The 20,114-nt window shown below is 70.8% G+C and carries 17 protein-coding genes; 7 read left to right on the top strand and 10 right to left on the bottom strand.

Annotated elements, in window-relative coordinates:
- Nucleotides 1–39 precede the first annotated feature (39 nt).
- The gene (locus tag EER30_RS19895) at nt 40–1,443 is read right to left on the bottom strand and encodes an ABC transporter substrate-binding protein (RefSeq protein WP_127502006.1); all 1,404 of its coding nucleotides are present in this window, start codon (nt 1,441–1,443) and stop codon (nt 40–42) included.
- A gap of 103 nt (nt 1,444–1,546) precedes the next feature.
- Nucleotides 1,547–2,524, bottom strand: a complete 978-nt coding sequence (locus EER30_RS19900; protein ID WP_127502007.1) for a sugar phosphate isomerase/epimerase family protein — start codon at nt 2,522–2,524, stop codon at nt 1,547–1,549.
- A 92-nt stretch (nt 2,525–2,616) separates the two neighbouring features.
- On the opposite strand from EER30_RS19900, the gene EER30_RS19905 reads away from it, so the two are divergent.
- The 3 genes from EER30_RS19905 to EER30_RS19915 are packed head-to-tail and all read left to right on the top strand — an operon-like array spanning nt 2,617 to nt 5,803.
- On the top strand, nt 2,617–3,684 hold the full coding sequence (locus tag EER30_RS19905; protein ID WP_127502008.1) for a zinc-dependent alcohol dehydrogenase: 1,068 nt from the start codon (nt 2,617–2,619) through the stop codon (nt 3,682–3,684).
- The gene (locus tag EER30_RS19910) at nt 3,681–4,493 is read left to right on the top strand and encodes a sugar phosphate isomerase/epimerase family protein (protein WP_127502009.1); all 813 of its coding nucleotides are present in this window, start codon (nt 3,681–3,683) and stop codon (nt 4,491–4,493) included. The genes EER30_RS19905 and EER30_RS19910 overlap by 4 nt, the downstream gene beginning before the upstream one ends.
- Nucleotides 4,490–5,803, top strand: a complete 1,314-nt coding sequence (locus tag EER30_RS19915; protein WP_240670166.1) for an MGH1-like glycoside hydrolase domain-containing protein — start codon at nt 4,490–4,492, stop codon at nt 5,801–5,803. Before EER30_RS19910 ends, EER30_RS19915 begins: the two co-directional genes overlap by 4 nt.
- Before the next feature lie 133 nt (nt 5,804–5,936).
- Here the strand turns inward: EER30_RS19915 and EER30_RS19920 are convergent, their stop codons facing one another.
- A complete protein-coding gene (locus EER30_RS19920; protein ID WP_164842397.1) occupies nt 5,937–8,672 on the bottom strand; it encodes a helix-turn-helix transcriptional regulator in 2,736 nt (911 codons plus the stop codon).
- A gap of 179 nt (nt 8,673–8,851) precedes the next feature.
- On the opposite strand from EER30_RS19920, the gene EER30_RS19925 reads away from it, so the two are divergent.
- Complete coding sequence (locus tag EER30_RS19925; protein WP_127502012.1) at nt 8,852–9,406, top strand: hypothetical protein; 555 nt, start codon at nt 8,852–8,854, stop codon at nt 9,404–9,406.
- A 2-nt stretch (nt 9,407–9,408) separates the two neighbouring features.
- The gene (locus EER30_RS19930) at nt 9,409–10,395 is read left to right on the top strand and encodes an NAD(P)H-quinone oxidoreductase (protein WP_127502228.1); all 987 of its coding nucleotides are present in this window, start codon (nt 9,409–9,411) and stop codon (nt 10,393–10,395) included.
- Here EER30_RS19930 and EER30_RS19935 read toward each other — a convergent pair.
- The 7 genes from EER30_RS19935 to EER30_RS19960 all read right to left on the bottom strand — a co-directional run bounded on the left by EER30_RS19935 (nt 10,373) and on the right by EER30_RS19960 (nt 16,596).
- Nucleotides 10,373–10,924: a TetR/AcrR family transcriptional regulator gene (locus EER30_RS19935; protein WP_205650313.1), complete on the bottom strand. Its 552-nt coding sequence runs from the start codon at nt 10,922–10,924 to the stop codon at nt 10,373–10,375. The two genes, EER30_RS19930 and EER30_RS19935, sit on opposite strands and share 23 nt — an antisense overlap.
- Complete coding sequence (locus EER30_RS19940; RefSeq protein ID WP_164842398.1) at nt 10,921–12,288, bottom strand: MFS transporter; 1,368 nt, start codon at nt 12,286–12,288, stop codon at nt 10,921–10,923. Before EER30_RS19940 ends, EER30_RS19935 begins: the two co-directional genes overlap by 4 nt.
- A gap of 260 nt (nt 12,289–12,548) precedes the next feature.
- Nucleotides 12,549–13,634: an FAD-dependent monooxygenase gene (locus EER30_RS19945; protein ID WP_164842399.1), complete on the bottom strand. Its 1,086-nt coding sequence runs from the start codon at nt 13,632–13,634 to the stop codon at nt 12,549–12,551.
- Entirely contained in the window at nt 13,631–13,837 is a 207-nt protein-coding gene (locus tag EER30_RS47145) for a hypothetical protein (protein ID WP_164842400.1), read from the bottom strand. Before EER30_RS47145 ends, EER30_RS19945 begins: the two co-directional genes overlap by 4 nt.
- Nucleotides 13,837–14,175 carry a winged helix-turn-helix transcriptional regulator gene (locus tag EER30_RS19950; RefSeq protein WP_127502015.1) on the bottom strand — a complete coding sequence of 113 codons (339 nt, stop codon included), beginning with the start codon at nt 14,173–14,175 and terminating at the stop codon, nt 13,837–13,839. Before EER30_RS19950 ends, EER30_RS47145 begins: the two co-directional genes overlap by 1 nt.
- Nucleotides 14,176–14,235: 60 nt before the next feature.
- A complete protein-coding gene (locus tag EER30_RS19955) occupies nt 14,236–14,850 on the bottom strand; it encodes a GNAT family N-acetyltransferase (RefSeq protein WP_127502016.1) in 615 nt (204 codons plus the stop codon).
- 108 nt (nt 14,851–14,958) lie between these two features.
- Nucleotides 14,959–16,596: an AMP-binding protein gene (locus tag EER30_RS19960; RefSeq protein ID WP_164842401.1), complete on the bottom strand. Its 1,638-nt coding sequence runs from the start codon at nt 16,594–16,596 to the stop codon at nt 14,959–14,961.
- 127 nt (nt 16,597–16,723) lie between these two features.
- On the opposite strand from EER30_RS19960, the gene EER30_RS19965 reads away from it, so the two are divergent.
- Together EER30_RS19965 and EER30_RS19970 are read left to right on the top strand one after the other, a co-directional pair.
- Complete coding sequence (locus EER30_RS19965; protein ID WP_127502018.1) at nt 16,724–17,557, top strand: hypothetical protein; 834 nt, start codon at nt 16,724–16,726, stop codon at nt 17,555–17,557.
- 122 nt (nt 17,558–17,679) lie between these two features.
- Complete coding sequence (locus EER30_RS19970; RefSeq protein ID WP_127502019.1) at nt 17,680–20,106, top strand: serine/threonine protein kinase; 2,427 nt, start codon at nt 17,680–17,682, stop codon at nt 20,104–20,106.
- Nucleotides 20,107–20,114 lie beyond the last annotated feature (8 nt).

Consider the following 20,114-nt stretch of genomic DNA (forward strand, 5'->3'; position numbering starts at 1 on the left):
CCCGCGGCCGGGCCCGCTCGTGGCGGGCCCGGCCGGCTGTCACTTTTCGATGGACTTGTCGATGTCGCGGACCGCTTCGGTGGCCTTCTTGGCCGCCTGCTCCGGGGTGCCGCCGTTGACCATGTCGTTGATGGCCTTCGGCACCGGCAGCTCACCCTGGGTGGCGCCGACCAGCGCGCCCTTGCCCTGGGCGAAGCCCCAGCGGTCGAACTTGTCCGCGCCGGCCTCGATGGTCTTGATGACGTCGGGGGAGTAGACGCTGCTCAGCGGGGCCTTCTTGTCGACGCCGGCGGAGAGCCCGCTCCACGCCTTCAGGTATTTCTGCGGGTCGTCGGTCGTACCCTTGCGGGTCGGGACCTTGCCCTCGGGGGCGAAGCCGAGCCAGTCGGTGTAGGCGTCGCTCATCATGTACTCGACGAACTGCTTGGCCGCCGACTTGTTGGCGTCACGGGTGATCGCCCACGAGACGACCTGGCCGAACTGGGCCGGCTGCCCGTCGGGGCCGCTGACCGGGCCGATGACGCCGGTGTTCTTGGCCAGGTAGGACGGGTCCTTCTTGCACTCGGGGCAGGTCGGCAGGGCGTCCTTGCGCAGCCCGGCCAGCTCGTCGAGCAGGAACGACGACCAGACGACCATGCCGGTCTTGCCGGCGAAGTAGTTGGCCCGGGTGGTGTCCACGTCCTGGTTGCCCTTGACCGAGTACTTGGTGGCCAGGTCGTTGTAGAAACGGAACGTGTTCACGCACTGCGGGCTGTCCAGCGTGACCTTGCCGGAGGCGTCGACGAGCTGGCAGCCGTTGCCCAGAGCGAAATACTCGAACGACTGGTGGGTGAACGAGTCGCCCGGCGTGGTGGAGAGCGCGATGCCGGTGTTGCCGCCGGTGGTGAGTTTCTGCGCGGCCGCGGTGATCTTGTCGAGCGTGTCCGGCGCCGGCAGGCCCGCCTTGGCGAACAGGTCCTTGCGGTAGAAGAGCAGCTGGGCCCAGGCGTCGCTGGGGACCGAGAGCTGCTTGCCCTCCGGGCTCTGGGTCAGCTTCAGGGCGGCGGGCGAGAACGTGCCGGCGCCCAGGTCGTTGACGATCTCGCCCGGCGTGGTGGTGTCGAGCAGCTCGTTGACGGCCAGCGACTGCACGCCCTCGGGCTGCAGCGCCGCGATCACGTCGGGCAGCTTGCCCTCGGCCGCGGCCGACGTCATGACCTGGTCGAACTGGTCCTCCGCGACGGCCACCACGTTGACCTTGATGCCCTTGGCCTCGCCGAACTTCGCGGCGATCTTCTTCATCGCCTCGACGCGGTCCTGGACGTCCTCGGTGGTCCACATGGTGATGGTCTTGCCATCGCCCTTGTCACCGCCGCCGTCCCCGTTGGCGTCCGGTCCGCTCGTGGTGCAGGCGGCGAGGGACGCAACGAGGGCGGTGGCTACGACTATGGATCTCGCGCGCATCTGCACCCTTTCTCCGAAACAACTTTCGCCACGGGCGGCGGGTTGTTCGGCTACATACGAGCGCAACTTTTGTGCGAGCGCAAGACGTAAGTCGAGAAAAGTTTCAGGCAGGTTTCGTGGCGGCCGGTGTCGAGGTGGCCGCCCCGGAGGCCGTCGCGACGGCGCTGGCCAGGGCGGTTTCGAGATTTTTGCGGGCCAGCAGGATGCCGTTCTGCACCGCTTCGACACTGCCGCTGTGGACCGGATCCTCGTGCTCGATCGACAGCACGCCGTCGAAGCCGCCGGCGACCAGTGTGCCCACGACGCCGGTCCAGTCGACGACTCCCAGACCCGGCAGCCGGTAGCGCCACCAGGCGTGATCCCACTCGTTCGACCGGTCCACGGCATTGCCGAGAAAACCGAAACGATCAACGCGACCGGCCAGAATCTCCACGTCCTTGGCCTGGGCGTGCCAGACCTTCCCCACGTACGGGGCTAGGGCCGCGACCGGGTCGATACCGATGCCGACCAGGTGCGACGGGTCGTAGTTGAGCCCCACGCCCAGCTCGAACATCCACTCCCAGAGTTCGGGCGAGTAGGCGAGGTTGGCCGGGTACCCGTCGGGGTGCCAGCCCGACATCAGGCAGTTCTCGATCACGATCTCGACCCCATTTTTCCGGGCCCGGTCGAGGAACTCAGGGAAGATTTGCTCCGCTTCACGCAGATTGTCGGCAACGGTCGCCGTGACGTCGCGGCCGATGAACGTGCCGACGGACGGAATCTCGAGCGCGGCTGCGGCGTCGATGCAGGCCCGCAAATGGTCGTGCCGGGCGGCCCGCTCGCGGCGGTTGTGGTGCAGGTGGTTCTCGTAGTAGGCGATCGACGAGATGCGTACGCCGGCCTCGCCGAGCTGCTCCTTCAAGCGCGCCACCGCGCGGTCGTCCAGGTTCTGAACGTCCAGGTGAGCGGGGTTGAGGCGACGAGGATCGTCGATCGGCCAGGCGGCCACCTCGATTGCCGGGAAGCCGGTCTCGCCGGCCCAGCGCACGATCTCGGGCAGCTCCAGGTCGCGGAGCGCGGCGGTCAGGAAACCGATCTGCACGGTGCCTCCTCGGATTTGCGGCTTGTGACGGCCGCAACTTGACTGATCGAAACGAGGGTTTAGTCTAACGGCCAGTCAAAAGTGGAGGCGTGATGCGACAGGTCGTGGAGTTCACCGGCCCGAACCAGGTGCGGCTGGTTCCCGAGGAGGCGCAGCCGCTGCGGCCCGGCATGATCCGGGTGCGGACCTGGTACTCCGGCATTTCCGCGGGCACCGAGCTGACCGCGTACCGCGGCACGAACCCGTACCTGACCAAGACCTGGGACCCGGTACGGCGGCTGTTCGTCGACGGCGAGCCCACGTTCGCCTACCCGGTCGCGGGCTGGGGTTACGAAGAGGTCGGCGAGGTCGTCGAGGTCGCTGACGACGTCACGACGTACGCGGTGGGTCAGCTTGTCGCCGGCATCTGGGGGCACCGCTCCGAGGCCGTGATCGACGCGGCCGCCCCGATCCACCGGCCGCTGCCCGCCGGGGTCGACCCGAAGCACGGCATCTTCGCCCGGCCCGGCGCCATCGCACTCAACGCCGTGCTCGCCGCCGACGTCCGTCTGGGTGAGACCGTCGCCGTCTTCGGCCAGGGCGTCATCGGCCTGCTCGCGACCCAGCTCGCCGCGCTCTCCGGCGGCACGGTCATCGCCGTCGACGCCATCGAGGGCCGGCTCGAGCTCGCTCTTCGCTTGGGGGCCACCGACACGGTGAACGCCCTGCACCCGGCCGGCGCCGGTGACGAGATCCGCAAGCGCACCGACGGCGGCACCGACTCGGCCATCGAGCTGTCCGGCAGCTACCGCGCCCTGCACGAAGCGGTCCGCAGCGTGCAGGTCGAAGGAAAGGTCGCCGCGGCCGGGTTCTACCAGGGCGACGGCGTCGGGCTGCGGCTCGGCGAGGAGTTCCACCACAACCGGGTGCAGCTCGTGGCCAGCCAGATCTCCGGCACGCCCATCCCGCTCGGCCGCCGCTGGGACCAGCCGCGCCTGGTCCGCACGTTCCTCGACCAGGTCGCCACCGGCCGGCTCGACGTCGCCCCCCTGATCAGCCACGTCGTCGACGCCACCGAGGTGGCCGACGCTTTCGCCCTGCTCGACGAACGCCCCGCGGAAGCGCTCCAAGTGGTCCTGCGCTTCCCCGCCGCTCGTCAACTCGAAGGAGAAACCCGATGACCTCGCTGGCCGACCGCATTTCCTGCCAGGAGCAGCTGCTGCCCGGCGACACCCTGCAGCAGAAGTGGGACTTCGCTCAGCAGGCCGGGTTCGCCGCCATCGAGCTGCGCGGCAAGGGCGACCTCGCGTTCGAGGCGCGGCTGCCCGAACTGCGCCAGGCGGTCGCCGACGGCGTGGTCATGCCGACCGTGTGCGTCGAGATGCTGCACTTCATCGGCGACTTCGACGCCGATCGCCGCAAGGACGCCATCAAGCAGATGCGCTCGCAGCTCTCGGTCATCGGCGAGGTCGGCGGCATCCTGGCGATGACCCCCGCCTCGTACGGTCAATTCTCCCGCCGGCTGCCCCCGTTCGAGCCCCCGCGTACGCCCGAGGAGGACCGCGCGGTGCTGCTCGAGGCGCTCACCGAACTGGGCGAGCACGCCGCCCGCGAAGGTGTGACGATCGGGCTCGAGCCGCTCAACCGATACGAGAACCACATGGTGAACACCCTGGCCGACGCGGTCTCGCTGTGCGCCGAGGTCGGGCTCGCGTCGGTGAAGGTCGCCGCGGACACCTACCACATGAACATCGAGGAGGCCGACCCCGCGGCGTCGTTCGTGGCCGCCGCGCCGTGGATCGGGCACGTGCAGGTCTCCGACTCCAACCGCCTCGAGCCCGGCGCCGGCCACATCGACTGGGCGCTCACCCTCGGCACCCTCGACGCCATCTCGTACGCGGGAACGCTCGCCTTCGAATGCCGCCTGTCCGGCCCGAACGACGAGGTGCTGCCCCGCGCCGTCGCCAAGCTCCGAGGCTCGGCCCTGTGACCACGGTGGAGGCTGTCTCGACGGACTCGTTGCGCCGGGACGCCGTACGCACCCTGATCGGAAACTGGCGTGGCGGGTCAACCGTGCCCACCGCGTCGCTCTACCCCCACCAGTGGAGTTGGGACTCGGCCTTCAACGCGATCGGCTGGGCCCACATCGCGCCCCGCCGCGCCTGGGCCGAGCTCTCCGGCCTGCTCGGCGCGCAATGGGCCGACGGCCGCGTACCACAAATTGTCTTTGATCCAGCCGTACCGGAGGACGCCTACTTCCCGGGCCCCTGGTACTGGCGGCCGATGCCGCCGTCCGGCCCACCGCCAGGGGTTCGGACGAGCGGCATCGTGCAACCACCCATGCACGCGGGCGCCGCGCTGGCCGTCGCCGGGCACGACCCGTCGGCGCTGGGGCGGCTCTATCCCCGCCTGGTGCGCTGGCACGACTACCTGTGGGAGCGCCGCCTGGTGTCCCGCTACGGGCTGATCGCGATCGTGCACCCGTGGGAGTCCGGCCTCGACAACAGCCCCGCCTGGGACGCGCCCTTGCGGGCCGTCCCCGCCGTGGACGTCGACGTGATCGCCGGGCACCGCCGCGACCTGCTCCACTCCCGGTCGGCGCACCGCCCCAGCAACGAGGACTACGCTCGGTATTCGCTGCTGGTGCGCGAATACCGGGACGGCGGCTACCTGGACAACTTCACCGACCTGCGCTTCTGCGTCCTCGATCCGCTGATGAACGCGGTCTTCGCGTGGTCGTCCCTGGCGCTCGCCTCGATCGCCACCCGCCTGGGTTTCGACCCTTCACCCCACCACGCGCGGGCGGCGCAACTCACCGAAAGCATCGAGGAGCACCTCTGGTCGCCGTCGCTGCGCTCGTTCGCCGCTCTGGACGTGCACACCGGTGCGCTGCAACCCGTGCGTACGGTCGGGGGTCTGACGCCGTTGCTGCTGCCCGGTCTCTCGGCCGGCCACGCGGACGCACTGGTGTCGACCCTGACCGGCCCGGCTTTCGCCCTCGGCGCGGGTGCGACCGGCGTCCCGAGCTACGACCTGACGGCCCCCGATCTGGACCTGTCGCGCTATTGGCGGGGCCCGACGTGGGCCAGCACGAACTGGCTCGTGTGGAAGGGCTTGCAGACGTCGGGCCGCGAAGACCTGGCCCGGGTGCTGGCCTCGAACATGGTCGACCTGGTGGCCGGTGCGGGCCTGCGCGAGTACTTCGACCCCACAACGGGCGAGGGCCTCGGCGGCGCCGACTTCACGTGGACGGCCGCCCTGCTGCTCGACGTGCTGTCCTCCTTGAAGGACGACAGGTAGGGCGCTCCTAGGTGCGGCCGGGTGGTCGCGGGCTTGCCGTGCCCCGCGACCACCCGGCCGCAGCAATCGCAGGCAACGATGTCCGCCCGCCTGGGAAGTCGCGCAACCACCGCCCCGCAGCAGCCCTCGAAAGCTAAGCCCCCGCCAACCGGGCGAAGTGCTCAGCGACCCCCCGCCGAGAATTGACGCCCCACTTGGCATAGATGTGTCGAACATAGGTGACCACCGTGTGAGGCGACACGAGCAGTTCGTCGGCGATCTGCTGGGTGGTGAGCCCGGCCGAGATGCGCTGTGCCACCTGGAGTTCGCGCTGGGACAGCCCCGACGGATCGTCCTCGGGCGGCTTCGGGCGTTTGTGGACTCCGCGGCCTCGCAAGGTATGCAGGACCCGGTTCGCGTCGCGGGTCGCCCCGTGTTCCTCGAAAAGTCGCAGGGCTTCGGAGAGAGCAAGAACATCGTCGTCGGCCAGCATGCCGGCTGCCTCCAGCAGGCGCGCCGTCACCAGCGGCCGCCCCACCGGCCGCACCTCCTCAGCCGCGGTCAGCAGCAAGGCGGCCGAGCCGTCCCGGATACCCCGGGTGGCGGTGGCGACAGCGGAAACCAGTGCGTTGCCCGGGTTGAGAGAGGCCCGTTCGCCCGCCACCGAGGCCACCAGTGAAAGCGACGCACGATCGTCCACGAGCCGGCAGATGTAGGCCAGCGTGATGTCGTCCGCGAAGTCGGACGGGGTAGTCATCGACGGCACGGGCTCCCGCAGCGAGGCCAGCGCCGACGCGGCCTGAGCATGGGCGTCCGACGGCCGTCCCCGTTCCAGCGCCTCAAGGGCCAAACTCCACCGCCCCGTACGCGTGAGCCCGACCCCCGAAGCCAGTTGCTGAATGAGCGGCCGTACGGTGTCCCGCAGCGAGATGTCCCCGGTCCGCAGCGCGATCCGGTGCAGCACAACCCCCGCCGTGGCGTTCGCGAAATCTCCCAGCCCGAGCTGCGCCCCCAGATCGAGCACAGTCTCGGACTGGGTGCGCGCGTCGTCGAGCCGCCCGAGGTCATACAACGTGCGGGCACGAACCATCATCCAGTACGCCTCCGCGATCACGTTGTGCGCCGCGCGCGCCGCGGTGACCCCCTCGTCGGTGAGCCGGAGCGCTTCCGAGCACTGTCCCGTGACCGTACGCATGAACGCCGTCCACAAACCCTCAGGCAGCCACAGCCCCGCCACCGTTCCCGCGCGGGCCACGCGTTCCAGCGCTTGCCGCTGCAGGCGGTCGGCCGCGTCGAAGTGTCCTTGGTTGAAGGCAAGTACCGACGAAGTGGCGTCGATCGTGGCCAGGGCCAGCCCGTCGCGGTCCTCGTCGGCGACCGCCCGGGCGGCTTCCAGGCTGCTCAGCAGGCCGGCCGGGTCGGCCTTGTTGGCGAAGTTCAGGGCCCGTACGGCCAGCAACTGCACCCGGGTCTCGTCGGAGATCCCGGGAATGGCCAGGGCGGCCCCGGTTTCGGTGATGGCCGCGTCGAAATCCGATTCGGTGAGCTGACGGGCCACGGCCAGCCCGGCGCGGGCCCGCGCGTCGGCGCTCAGCAGCGGCCGCAGCGTACGGCTGATCTCCATGGCCTCTTCGACCTGACCACCGGCCAGCACGAGCGGGAGCAGCGCGGCGACCCGGTCGGCGTGCTTGGGGTGGCCCGCTGTGAGCCGGGCGCCGAGAACGGCCAGGTCGGCCGCGCCCCGCATGTCGGTGCTGGCGAGCTGGTTCGCGGCCAGGAAGAGCAGTTCGAGGGAGTCGTCGTCGCCGGCCTCGGCGACCGAGGCGATCGTCGCGGCCAGGGTGGCGACCCCTTCGCCCGCGTGCAGGCGCCGCCGCAGCACTTCGCGGGCCATGGCCCGGCGCAGCGTGGGGGTGAGGCTGTGGGTCGCCGCCGTGTGAACGGTGTCGTGCCGGAAGGCCAGCGACGTCCCGGTGTCCACGAGGAACCCGTGATCGAGCAACTCCTGGATCGCTGGGGCCGCTTCGGTGGCCGTCCGGCCGATGATGTCGAGCACGCCGCCGAGCGGGAAGTCGCGACCGTAGAGGCTCCCGACCTGGCAGATCCGCAACGCGTCCTGACTTACCTGCCGCAGGCGGTCGCGGGCCGACATGCCGAAGCGGGCGGGCAGCGTGTCGTCCACGATGTCGATCAGACCGCGGGCCGGCCGCAGCAGGCCTTCCTCTTCGAGCCCGCGCAGCAGTTCGAGGACGAGCAGCGGGGAACCGGCGGCCCGCTTGATCGCGTTCTCGACGCCCGGGCCCGGCATTCCGCCCAGGGCGTCCAGCGCTATCGCGTCGACGGCGGCCTGGTCGAGGGGCGGCAGCTCGACGACAGGGGAGATCCGTGAAAGGAAGCGCTGATGGGCGGGGCTGTAGACCCCGGTTCGGGTGGCCAGGAGCCAAGAGACCGGGACGCCCTGCAGATCGTGGATGAGCGCGGTAACAGCGGAGAGGGAACCGGCGTCCAGCCACTGCAGGTCGTCGACGACGACGAGTATTCCCGTACGCCCCGCGGCGACCTCGAGGCGGTCGGCGAGCAGGCGGGTCAGCCAGTACTGCGGGGCGGCCCCGCGCATGACCGTCTGCAGATCGTCGGGGGTGAGCAACCGCGACGCCGCGTCGACGAGAGCGCCGAGTGGTGTCAGCGCCGAGTCGGCGTCGGGCGTGACGACCATCGTCGCCCACCCGCGCCCTTCGGCGGCCTGCAACCCGTACTGGAGCAGTCTGGTCTTCCCGATGCCCGGCTCGCCGGCGAAGACCGTCACCGCGCGTTCGCCCGTGAAGCCCTGATCGATCTCGCGGGTCTCGTCGGCCCGGCCGCGAAGGGGCACGTGGTAGCGGTCGAACACCGGATAAAAGTAGCCTGCCCGCCTCGAAAAGACCACGTGACCAGGGCGTACGCAAGATCGGAGGTGGACTGCATGCGAGGTGCGTGCTGTGTCCGGGGGATGTGGCGCGCGGCGTGAGCGGCGAACGTTGCCGTTGTGGGTGACACGGGGTCACCCCGCACGATGGAAGGACTTTTCCGATGGCTGCAATGGTTCGCGACGACCTGGTGCTCTCGCACGCGGTGGTGACCGCCGACGTGACCGCACCGTTCGAGTACGTCGACATCGAGCAGTGGCTGAAGACGTTGCCCACGCACGAATACCAGCGCTGCGCGCCCGGCGATCACAAGGCGGCCGGCTACACCGTGGACGACGACGGCACACCGATGTCCATCAACGTCGAGATGATCGGCACCGGGCTGGTCATCCAGCAGTACCGGTTCGAGGTGGCCAGCCCGCACTACTGCAAGATGGTGTCGATCTCCGACGTGCTCTCACCGGCCGGCTGGACCACCACGCAGGTCATCTGGGAACTCGGCATCGAGCAGCTCCAGGGCGACCAGCTCCGGTATGTGAACACTGTCACGTCGCACCCGACCGAGGACTTCCTGAAGTTCATCACCGCGAGCGGTCAGACCTTCGAGGACGCGGCGGCCGCTCGTCAGCACGCGTCCGGTGAGCACTGCGAGGTCGAGACCCCGCATTACGCGCAGAGCATCGCGAACTTCGCGAAAGCCCGCGCCGAAGCCGCCTGATGATCTCGGCGATCCGGTTCAACCACCCCGGCGGCCCGGCCGTGCTGCGTCTGGTGCGGGTCGAGCGGCCCGAGCCGGGGCCGGACGAGGTACGCATCGGGGTCGCGGCAGCCGGCGTGAACAACGCCGACCTGCTCGAACGCCGCGGCCAGTACCCCGTACCGCCCGGTGTGCCGCCCGGGCTGGGCCTGGAGGTCGCGGGAACGATCACCGCCGTCGGCCCCGACGTGACCACCTGGCGCCCGGGGGATCAGGTGTGCGCGCTGGTGGCCGGGGGCGGCTACGCCGAGGAGGCGATCGCGCCCGCCGCGCAGGTGATGCCGGTCCCGGAGGGCCTGAGCATGGTCGAGGCGGCGGCCCTGCCCGAGGTCGCCTGCACGGTCTACTCCAACCTCGCGATGATCGCCGGTCTCACCGGCGGACAGACGGTGCTGATCCACGGGGCCGGCGGCGGAATCGGGTCGTTCGCGATCCAGTGGGCGACGGCGATCGGCGCCCGCGTCATCACCACCGCGGGCAGCGAGGCCAAGACGAAGGCGGCGCTCGCGCTGGGCGCGGTCGCCGCCGTCAACTACCGGACCGACGATTTCGTCGCGGCGGCCCTCGACGAGACCGGGGGCCGCGGCGTCGACGCGATCCTCGACATCGTCGGAGCCACCTATCTGCGCCGCAACCTGGAGTGCCTCGCACCGGACGGGCACCTGGTCGTGATCGGCGGTTCGGTCGGCCCGGTCAGCTTCGACCTGTGGGAGCTGCTGTCGCGGCGGGCCAGCATCTCGGCCACCCTGCTGCGCGGCCGCCCGGCCGGACAGAAGGCGGCCATCGTCGCCGGAGTCACCCGCGATGTGCTTCCGCTGGTCGCCGCGGGCAAGATCCGGGCGGTCGTCGACACCGTCTTCCCGCTGGCCGAGGCCGACCGGGCCCACGAGCTGCTCGAGTCGGGGCAGACGGTCGGCAAGGTCGTGCTCAGCCTGCCCGGAAGGCGTTGAGGACGAGGCCGGCGTAGCGCCGCCAGCTCGCCGGGTCACGCTCGTCGAGCGTGATGAGCTGGCGGACCGCGCCGCAGAGGATCACCCGGACGTCGGTGCGGCCGGCGTCCGGGCGGATCGGGCCGAACGCCTTGGCCCGCTCCAGCAGCTCGCCGATCAGGTCGAGCAGCTCGGCCGCCTGGGGCAGCTCACCGGCGAAGAACGCGTCGGCGAGCACCCGGTCGGCCGCCAGCACCTCGAACAGGTGGGGAAGATAGGAGACCAGTTCGGCGTACGGGTCGTCGCCCTCGAGAGCCTGCCGGGTGGCCGCGTCGAGGGTTCCGAACTGCGCACCCACCACCGCGATCACCAGGTCTTGCTTGGAGGGGTAGCTGCGATAGACGGTGGCCTTGCCGACCCCGGCCCGCTCGGCGACCTGCGGCACGGTCACGCCCAGCCCGTGCTCGGTGAAGAGTTCCCGCGCGGCGGCGATCACCCGGGCGTGGTTGCGCCGGGCGTCGCTGCGCCGCGCGGCCGGTGAAGTGGTCACGCTCTCAGTGTGGCCGACGCGCGCGGGATCAGGGTGGCCGCCACCATCGCGATCACCGTCGCGGCCGCGCTGAACAGGAACGCGATCGTGAAGTTGCGCTCGTGGGTCACAGCGCCGGCCGCGAGGATGCCGGCCAGGATCTGGGTGCCGACCGACGAGCCGACCGAACGGACCAGGGCGTTGACCCCGGCCGCCTCGGCCGCCCGTTCCGCCGGCACCTCCCCGACGATCATCGTGGGAATGATCGCCAGCGCCAGGCCGACGCCGACCAGCGCGACGAACGACCAGGCCAGCACGAGAACCTGATTGCCGTGCCACACGCCGAGCAGGGCCATGCCCAGCGCCGTGATCCCGGCCGCCGCGGCCAGCGTGGGCCGGCCGCCGTACCGCTTGTGCAGGATCGCGGCGATCGGGCCGCCCGCCATCATCGCCAGGCTGCCCGGCGCGAGCAGCAGACCGGCCCGGGTGGCGTCCACGCCGAAGCCGTAGCCGGTGCTCACCGGGGCCTGGGCGAGCTGGGGGACCAGCACGAAGGCGCCGAACATGCCGATCCCGACCAGGAACGTCGTGATGTTGGTGACCAGCACGGCCGGGCGGGTCAGCAGGCGCAGATCAGCCAGCGGGGACGCCGTACGCCGCTCGACCAGGCCGAACAGGACCAGCACGGCCAGCCCCGCGAAGAGCAGCACGAGAGTGCGTCCCGACGTCCAGCCCCACTCGTTGCCGCGGCTGACCGCGAGCAGCGGAAGCGTCACGCCGAGGCCGAGCAGCAGGGCGCCGGCCAGGTCGAGGCGCCCACCGGCGGGCCTGGCTTCATCCGAGGGCAGCGCGAGCGCGACCGCGAGCCCGGAGCCGGCGGCCAGAACCGCGGTGATCCAGAAGATCCAGGTGTACGAGGTGTGGTCGACGATCAGTCCGCCGAGGACCAGCCCGAGGCCAGTGCCGACCCCGAAGATCGCCGAGATGATCCCGATCGCGTGGGCGCGCCGCTCGGCCGGGAAGGCGGACCGGGCCACGGCCACGCCCAGCGGGATGATGCCGCCGCCGGCGCCCTGCAGCACCCGTCCGGCGAGCACGAGCCCGAGGTTGTCCGAGACCGCGCTGAGCACCGAGCCGGCCGCGAAGACGATCAGGATCGCGATCAGCAGCCGGCGCCGGCCGAACAGGTCGCCGAGCCGGCCGATCACGGGGGTGAACACGGCCGACGCGATCAGATAGGCGGTCAGTGTCCAGGTGACGCTCTGGCGGTCGGTGTGCAGCGCGGAGGCCAGGGCGGGCAGCGCGGGCAGCACGGTGGTCTGGGCGAGCGCGGTGGCCAGGGTACCCAGCCCGATCGCGGCGAGCGCGGGGGTCGCGTTCTTCATGGTTCTCCCGAGGAGCAAGTGGACTCGCAAGTCCGTTTCTGTCAGAGTAAACGGACTCATGGGTTCGTTTAATCCTCGGGGAGGTTTGCCGTGACCGAGGTCTACGGACAGGCGGCTGTAATCTGGGCCACCGCGCTGAACTCTCGCGCCCACCGCACGTCGGACTCTGGTGACAGAGGCGGAGCGGCGCCGACGTCCCCAGAGCCGCCGGAGCCGGGTGGCGAAAACCTCGCACGTCACCCGGCTCTGGCATCCAACCTCTACGGACGGGTCAACAGGCCCGCGTGATTACCCTTGATGATCTTCACGCCGGCCTTGCGGAACACCGCCTTGCGCACGAAGCCGGGCAGGTTGCGGGCCTTGTCGCGGCGGTGGTTCTGCTCGAGCACGAAGGCCACCCGCTCGGAGCGACGCGCCCGGTAACGGTCGAGCGCCTCGGGCACCGGGCCGTCGGCCAGTTCGTCGGCCAGCACGAGCGCGTCCTCCAGGGCCATCGCGCCGCCCTGGGCCATGCTCGGCGAGCAGGCGTGCGCCGCGTCGCCGATCAGCACGACCCGCCCCGAGACCCAGTCGGCGCCCTCGATCTCGTGCAGCGGCGCGAAGTAGGCGTCGGCCGCGTGTTCGAGCAGGTCCGCGACGTTGAAGTCGGCGAACAGCTCGCGCCAGTCGCCGGCCGGAGCCGCCGGGGAGGCGCTGTTGATCGCCGCGAAGCAGTAGACCTGGCCGTCGCCCACCGGCACGGTCAGGAACGTGCGGCCACGATTGCCCAGCCGCGCCACCCACGTCTCACTCGCGTCGCCGGTCGGGGCCAGGAAACGCCAGCAGATCTGGTCGAGGAACTTCCTGCCCGTACGGGGGAAGATCGCGCGCCGTACGGCGGAGTCGATGCCGTCGGCGCCGATGACCACGTCGTAGCGGTCCTCGGAACCGTCGGAGAACTCGACCGTGCCGTCCGCGCGGGCCTCGGTGACGGCTGCGCCGAGGCGTACGCCCGAACTGCCGGCCGCCGCACCCAGCAGAGCGTGCAGGTCGGAGCGGCGGATGGCCCGGCTCTCGCCGACCTCGCTCCAGATCTCGCTCAGGTCGAAGCCGGTCAGCAGCGCGCCGGTGCGGTCGCGGATCTCCTGCCGCCGCACCGGCGCCGAACGACGGTCGAGCTCGTCGCCGAGACCGAGGTCACGCAGAGCCCGTACGGCGTTGGCGGGCAGGTAGAGGCCGGTGCCGCCGTCGCGCGGGGTGGTGTCACGTTCGGCCAGGTCGGCGTCGACACCGCGCGAGGCGAGGGCGAGCTTGGTGGCCAGGCCGGCGAGGCCGCCGCCGGCGATGAGGATGCGCAAGGTGGTCACCGGGTGGATTCTCCTCCGAAGGCCGCGGGACCCCACTCCCACTCCACAATCCAGCGAAATGCGGCACGTACCGACTCGTCGTCGTCGAGGTCCACCGTGAACGGCCGTTCCGGCAGCGGCTCGGCCATCGGGTAGAACGGGCCGTGGTCGTCCTCCGCGAGGGAGGCGAGGGCCTGCAGCAGGTATTGCGTCCAGCGCCTCATCAGGAGGCCTCCTCGAGCCGGCTCAGATTCGCCTCGGACCAGTTCTCGATCGCCCGCAGCACCGGGCCGACCGAACGGCCGAGGTCGGTCAGCGAATACTCGACTCGCGGCGGATGCCGCATGTAGAGCTCGTGCGAGACCAGCCCCGCCGCCTCCAGCTCGCGCAGCCGCTGGGCGAGCATGGCCGTGCCCAGCGGGCGCAGGCGGCGCAGCAGGTCGGCGAAGCGCAGCGGGCCACTCTGTTCGAGCAGCCAGAGGATGTGCGGCGTCCATCGCGGGAACAGCAGCTCCAGCGCCGGGGACAGCGGGGTTCCGCTGGTCAGGACTGATCTGGTCACACCCGGATCTACGCTTTTCGGCCTCGCATGTTCACCGGCGCAACCGTGAGACCGCCCACGTCAGGCGGCCCGCAGCATCGTCCAGTCGGAACGGGTCTTGAAGCCGAGCCGTTCGAAGAAGGGCACGGTGTCGTCGCCGGAGTGCAGATAGGCCGTGTGAGCCCCGGCCGACGCGCCGCGGCGCAGGATGGCCTCGGTCAGCACGCGGCCGTAGCCCTGCCCGCGATAGTCCGGGAGTACGCCGATGTTGGCCAGCCCCCAGTGCGACTGGGTGAGCAGACCGGCACCGGCCGCGACGGCCAGGCCACTGGTGGTCTCGGCCACATAGGCCCCGATCTGCGGATTGGCCAGCACCTCGGCGGTGTAGACGCGGGCGACAGCCTCGGCCGGGCAGCCGAACGAACGGCCCACTACCTCGGCGAACGTCTCGTACTCGTCGCTGGCGAGCCGGCGGATCAGGGCGAGATCGGACGGCACCGAGCCGGACGAGGTGCGACCCTCCAGCTCGGTCACCATGAACATCTGTCCCTCGCCGCTGGTCAGGCCGAGCCGGGTGGCGGCGGACCGCTGCCGGGGCCGGCTGCGCAGGTGAGCGCGGTGGCGGGAGGTGGCCAACATCTCGACGGCGGCGCGGAAAGCGCGAGCGGCCGATTCGGTCGAATTATGGCGTTGCATGGGACCCTCGGGTGATGCGAAACCGGCGGTGTCAACGGTGACGCCTCTTTCTTTACGCCGGGAACAGTAGCTCGCAAATGACCCCGCGTGGTCGTGACTGGAATTTCGTCACAGCGCCTCGAGGCCGCCGCCGGTCTGCACCATCTCGCGCAGCAGGTCCTTTCTGACCTTGCCGGCGTTGTTGCGGGGCAGCCGTCGCATCACCTCGAGACGGCTCGGCTGGTACCACTCGGTCATGCCGGCCTCGGTGAGAAAGGCGCGCAACTGCTTCAGCGTGGGAACCGGCCGGTGGGCGGCGATGACCGCGCAAGCCCGCTCGGCGCCCGCCTCGTCGAGGTAGCCGACCACCGCGACGTCGTCGATCGCGGGGTGCTCGCGCAGCAGGTTCTCGACGTCGCTGACCGGGATCATGAAGCTGTCGCCGATGCGGTCGGCGACCCGGCCCATGATGCGGATGCCGCCCCGGCCGTCGTCGACCGCGAGGTCGCCGGTGTCGTACCAGCCGTCGTCATGATCGTCGAGCACACTCAGGTGGCCGGTGTCGCGGCCCATCGTGGCCAGGGTGACCCCGGCCCCGCGAACGAACAGCCGGGCGGGCCCGTCGTCGGGCGTACGCAGATCGATCTCCAGGCCGGACCCCGGCGAGCCGTCGCTGCGGGCGCCCCACCCGGCGGGATCGGTGTCGCGGGTCCACGTGTGCGCCGCGACCTCGGTCATGCCCCACAGGGTGCGCAGCGGCAGACCGAGGGCCCGAGGGACGTCGCGGACCAGGTGCGTCGGCACTGTGGTGGCGCCGGTCACGGCGAGCCGCAACGGCGGGCGGGGGAGCGGGTCGCGGCTCAGCGCGCGCAGCAGATCGTGGAAGAACGCGGGCGCGGCGAACATCGCCGTGACGCCGGTTTCACGCACCGCGCGCAGGGCGGTCTCGCCCTTCCAGTCGTCCAGCAGCACCGAGCCGACACCGGTCAGCAGCGGGATGGCGATGCCGTAGAGGATGCCGCCGATGAAGGCGAGCGAGTGCGGGATGAACAGCGTGTCGCCCGGCCGGATGTCCTCGGCCGACGACATCGCCGACACCCCGGCATAGATCGTGTTGAAGCTGTGCAGCACGGCCTTCTGCTCGCCCGAGGTGCCGCTGGTGAACAGGATGAGGGCGAGCCGGTCCGGGTCCTCGTCGGCGTCGGCCAGCCCGGTCGGAAAACGCTCCTCCCAGGGGGTGCGCTCGAAGTACTCGCCGAAATCGATCTCATCTTCGGCGGCCTTCCCGACGACCACGCGGTGCCGCAGCGCGGGGAGTTTCGGGGCGACGGAGGCCAGCGCGGCGGCGTGCCCGTAGCCGGCCCACTCGTCCATCGTCACGCAGACGGTCGCGTCGAGCCGGGCGAGAATCCGGCCCAGTTCCCGCGCACGGATCGTCGGCAGGATCGGTGCGGTCACCGCGTCGATCCGCGCGCAGGCCACCATCAGCGCGCTGACCTGCCACAGGTTGGGCAGCCAGATCGCGACCACGTCACCGGCGCCGACCCCGAGCGAGCGCAGGGCGGCGGCGAAGCGCTCCACCAGGGCGGCATATTCCGCGTACGTCACTCGCCGCGACTCGGCGCCGTCGCGGTACTGCACGATCGCCGTCGCGTCCGGTCGCTCCTGGCTCCAGCGCAGCAGATCGGAGACGGGGCCGGTCTGGCGCCACAGTCCCGCGGCACGGTATCGCCGGACCAACCGGGCCGGCGCGCGGAAATCCCGCAAGTTCGGAAACACACGGGTACTACGGAGGTGACCTACAGAAGTTCATTTCTGTAGTGACCGGCACACCGCCCCGGCTGTTCTCGACCGGCGCCGGCAACCCCGAAAGCGGATCAACCGTCAACGGGACGTGACAAGCACTGAAGTAGAAGCCGACCTTACCCGGGGCCGGCAAGCTTTGAAGCGGCGACGACGACGCCGGCACAACGCCCTGGGCACGACGGCCACGGTGATCGCCCTGGTGGCTGCCTGGGTCGGCGGCTTCCACCTGGCCCAGCGGACACCCCCGGACCCGACCGTCGCACAGCCTCCGTTGTCGTCCGGAACCGAACTGACCTGGTACCGCGGCCCCCAACCCAAGGGCTTCACCCTCACCCGCATCCCGGCCGGCTGGCGCCCCCAACGCGACGACGCCTACGTGCTGCTGCTCGCGCCGCCCGTCCCGGTCGCGCCTTCCGGTTCCCTTCCGCCCTCCACCTCCGTTCCGCCGTCTGGTTCCCCTCCCGCCTCCGCATCTGTTCCGCAGCCCGGTTCCCTCACGCCTCCCGGTTCCCTCACGCCTCCCGGCGCCACCCCTCCGCCCTCGGCTCCGCGCGTGTCCTCCGCTCCGCGCACGCCCTCCGCCCACCTTTCGCCCGGGGCGGGCGGTCCGGAGGACTTCAGCGGCAAGATCGCGGTCATGTTGTCGTCGACCGATGTCGATGAGCCGGGGCGGGCGGGGCTGCGGGTCGGGGTCGGCGGGCAGGAGGGGGTGCTGGTGCGCAGCCTGCTCGGCGAGTCGGCCGACGGCGCGCCGTCGGTGAGCGCGGACGGCGAGACCGGATGGGAGCTGTGGGTACGGGAACCCGCCGGGCCCTACCTGGTGATCCAATTCGGTCAGGGCGTGGGGCTGAGCCGCAGCCAGATGATCTCGTTGGCGGCCGGTGTTCACCCGCTGCCCGGCGCGATGCAATCCTCTGGTTGAACTTCTGTAGAAACCTCCTACAACGGTCAACGGATGGAAAGGATCAAGGTTCAAATCGATGTTTTTCTTGACCTCTGACTACTGCGCACACGACAAGGGGCGCGGTGGCTACCGTTCCCCCCGTGACTGAGAAACCGGCCGGCCTTCTCGCCGCCCGATACCGCCTCGTCAAATCGCTCGGCGAGGGCGGCATGGGCGTCGTCTGGGAGGCGCGCGACGAGCTTCTCGATCGTGACGTGGCGGTGAAGGAACTGGCCCCCAACGGGCTGTCCGAGGCCGAGCTGGGCGATCTGCGCGAGCGCGCGATCCGCGAGGCCCGGGCCATCGCCCGCGTCGACCACCCCAACGTCGTGCGCATCTTCGACGTGGTGCACGACGACGATGACGCGCCGTGGATCGTCATGGAGCTCGTCCGCTCGCGCTCGCTGCACGACGTCGTCAACGAGGACGGCCCGGTCACCCCCGAGCGCGCGGCTGAGATCGGCCTGGCCGTCCTGTCCGCGCTGCGGTCCGCCCACGACGCCGGCATCCTGCACCGCGACGTGAAGCCGGCAAACGTCCTGCTGGCCACGAACGGTCGCATCGTCCTGACCGATTTCGGTCTCGCCGAGATGGCCGGCGACTCGGCCATGACCCGTACGGGCGTGGTGCTGGGCTCCCCGTCCTACCTGGCCCCCGAGCGCGCCCTGGACGAACAGCCCGGCCCCGCCGCCGACCTGTGGTCCCTGGGCGCGACGCTCTACGCGGCGGTCGAAGGCCGCCCGCCGTACGAGAAGTCGTCCCCCATGGCGACGCTGGCGGCCCTGATGGTCGAGCCCTCTCCGCCGCCGAAGCAGGCAGGCCCGCTGCGCCCGGTCCTCGACGCCCTGCTCCGCAAGAACCCGGCCGAACGAGCCACTCCCGACGAAACAAAACGCCTGCTCCAGGCCGTAACAAGCCCCGACGCCACCACCGCGGGTACGCCCGCATCAGTCCCGCAGACTTCGGCCGCCCCCGCGTCGGGTGCCCCTGCCTCGGCCGCGCCCGCGTCGGGTGCCCCTGCCTCGGCCGCGCCCGCGTCGGCCGCCTCCGCGTCGGGTGCCCCTGCCTCGGCCGCGCCCGCGTCGGCCGCCTCCGCGTCGGATGCCCCTGCCTTGGCCGCGCCTGCGTCGGGTGCGCCCGACTCGGCCGCGTCCGCGCTGACCGCGAATGCTCCCCAAACGGCCCCAAACCCCTCGGTCGCGCCATCGTCATCGTCCAGCGGATCACGTTCGGCAGTGCCATCGGCGTCGCTCGGTGCCTCGGGCTCGGCGGTCGGGTCGGCTGCGTCGGCCCCGGCGGTTTCACTCGTTGCCGCGGCCGGCCCTGCTCCCGCCTCCGCGCCGGCTGTGGACGGCGTTTCGCCCGGCTCGAGGGCTGTGGACGAGGGATGGACCGATCCCGAGGCTGTGGGCGACACGGCGGGAGCTTCGGTCAACGCTGTGGATGGCGTCCTCCCTGATCGGCCCGCTGTGGATGTGCCTGCTGCGAGCAAGCCCGCTGTGGACAAGGCTCCTGTGGACAAGCCCGCCGTCAGCAAGCCCGCTGTGGGCGGCGCCGCTGTGCATGGCGCGGCTGCAACCAAAGCGGCTGTGGACAGCGCGGCTGTGGATGGCGCGGCTGTGGATGGCGCGGCTGTGGATGGCGCGGCTGTGGACAATGGCGGCTCTGGTTCTGGAGCTGCGGATTCAGCCAAGACCGCGGTTGCGCCTATTCCGATGAGTGGGCAGTCCACCACCGCTGCGTTGGTGCCGGCCAAGCCTCGGCGGGATCGACGGCGGTACTGGGCGGCTGCGGCCGCGGTTGTTGTCATTGCGGGCGGTGCCGCCGCGCTGCCGTTGATGCAGTCCGACGGGGCTGTGGAGGCGGCCGGCGGGGCTTCGGGTGCTTCGGCGGAGTCGGTCTGGGCGTCGTCCGCGCCGGCCGGGGTGGTTCCGCCGGGAGCGGGTCCGACGGTGAACTCCACGCCGGTCAGCACTCGGGCGGTGCAAACGCCGGGAGCTCCGGCCTCGCCGGGAGCGCCACCGGCGAACGTTCCGCCCGCCAAGCCTGGCACCACCGTGGTTCCGGGGACGACGACTCGACCCGCCAGCGGCAATAATGCGACGACCGCCCCTCCCGCGGCCACCACCAAGCCGGCCACGAAGGCGCCCACGACCCAGGCGGCCGCGCCCGGCTTCCAGATCTGGAGCCACGAGACCGGCACCTGCCTGGACGCCCGCAACACCGGCGGCGACCTGCAGCTGTGGAGCTGCCAGTCGCGGGATAGTCAGCGGTTCACCTTCCCGTCGGATGGCACCATGCGCGTCCTCGGGATGTGCGTGCGTATCAAGGGCACCGGCAACGGCGCGCGCCTCGGCATGGGTTCCTGCACCGGTGCGACCTCGCAGCTCTTCGACCTCAACGCGAGGAACGACCTGGTGAGCACGAAGGTCGACAAGTGCGTCGACGTGACCGACAACAACTCCGGAAACGGTGTGCCGGCGCAGATCTGGGACTGCGCCGGCACCGACAATCAGAAGTGGAACTGACGACCGGA

The sequence above is a fragment of the Actinoplanes solisilvae genome, from assembly GCF_003999975.1.
GTDB classification, from domain to species: domain Bacteria; phylum Actinomycetota; class Actinomycetes; order Mycobacteriales; family Micromonosporaceae; genus Actinoplanes; species Actinoplanes solisilvae.

What these genes read in the sequence shown, in the direction of transcription:
- EER30_RS47145 (WP_164842400.1), bottom strand. Translation starts at nt 13,837, where the DNA reads ATGAGGCGCTGGACGCAATACCTGCTGCAGGCCCTCGCCTCCCTCGCG.
- EER30_RS19905 (WP_127502008.1), top strand. Translation starts at nt 2,617, where the DNA reads ATGCGACAGGTCGTGGAGTTCACCGGCCCGAACCAGGTGCGGCTGGTT.
- EER30_RS19940 (WP_164842398.1), bottom strand. Translation starts at nt 12,288, where the DNA reads ATGAAGAACGCGACCCCCGCGCTCGCCGCGATCGGGCTGGGTACCCTG.
- EER30_RS19955 (WP_127502016.1), bottom strand. Translation starts at nt 14,850, where the DNA reads ATGCAACGCCATAATTCGACCGAATCGGCCGCTCGCGCTTTCCGCGCC.
- EER30_RS19910 (WP_127502009.1), top strand. Translation starts at nt 3,681, where the DNA reads ATGACCTCGCTGGCCGACCGCATTTCCTGCCAGGAGCAGCTGCTGCCC.
- EER30_RS19895 (WP_127502006.1), bottom strand. Translation starts at nt 1,443, where the DNA reads ATGCGCGCGAGATCCATAGTCGTAGCCACCGCCCTCGTTGCGTCCCTC.
- EER30_RS19925 (WP_127502012.1), top strand. Translation starts at nt 8,852, where the DNA reads ATGGCTGCAATGGTTCGCGACGACCTGGTGCTCTCGCACGCGGTGGTG.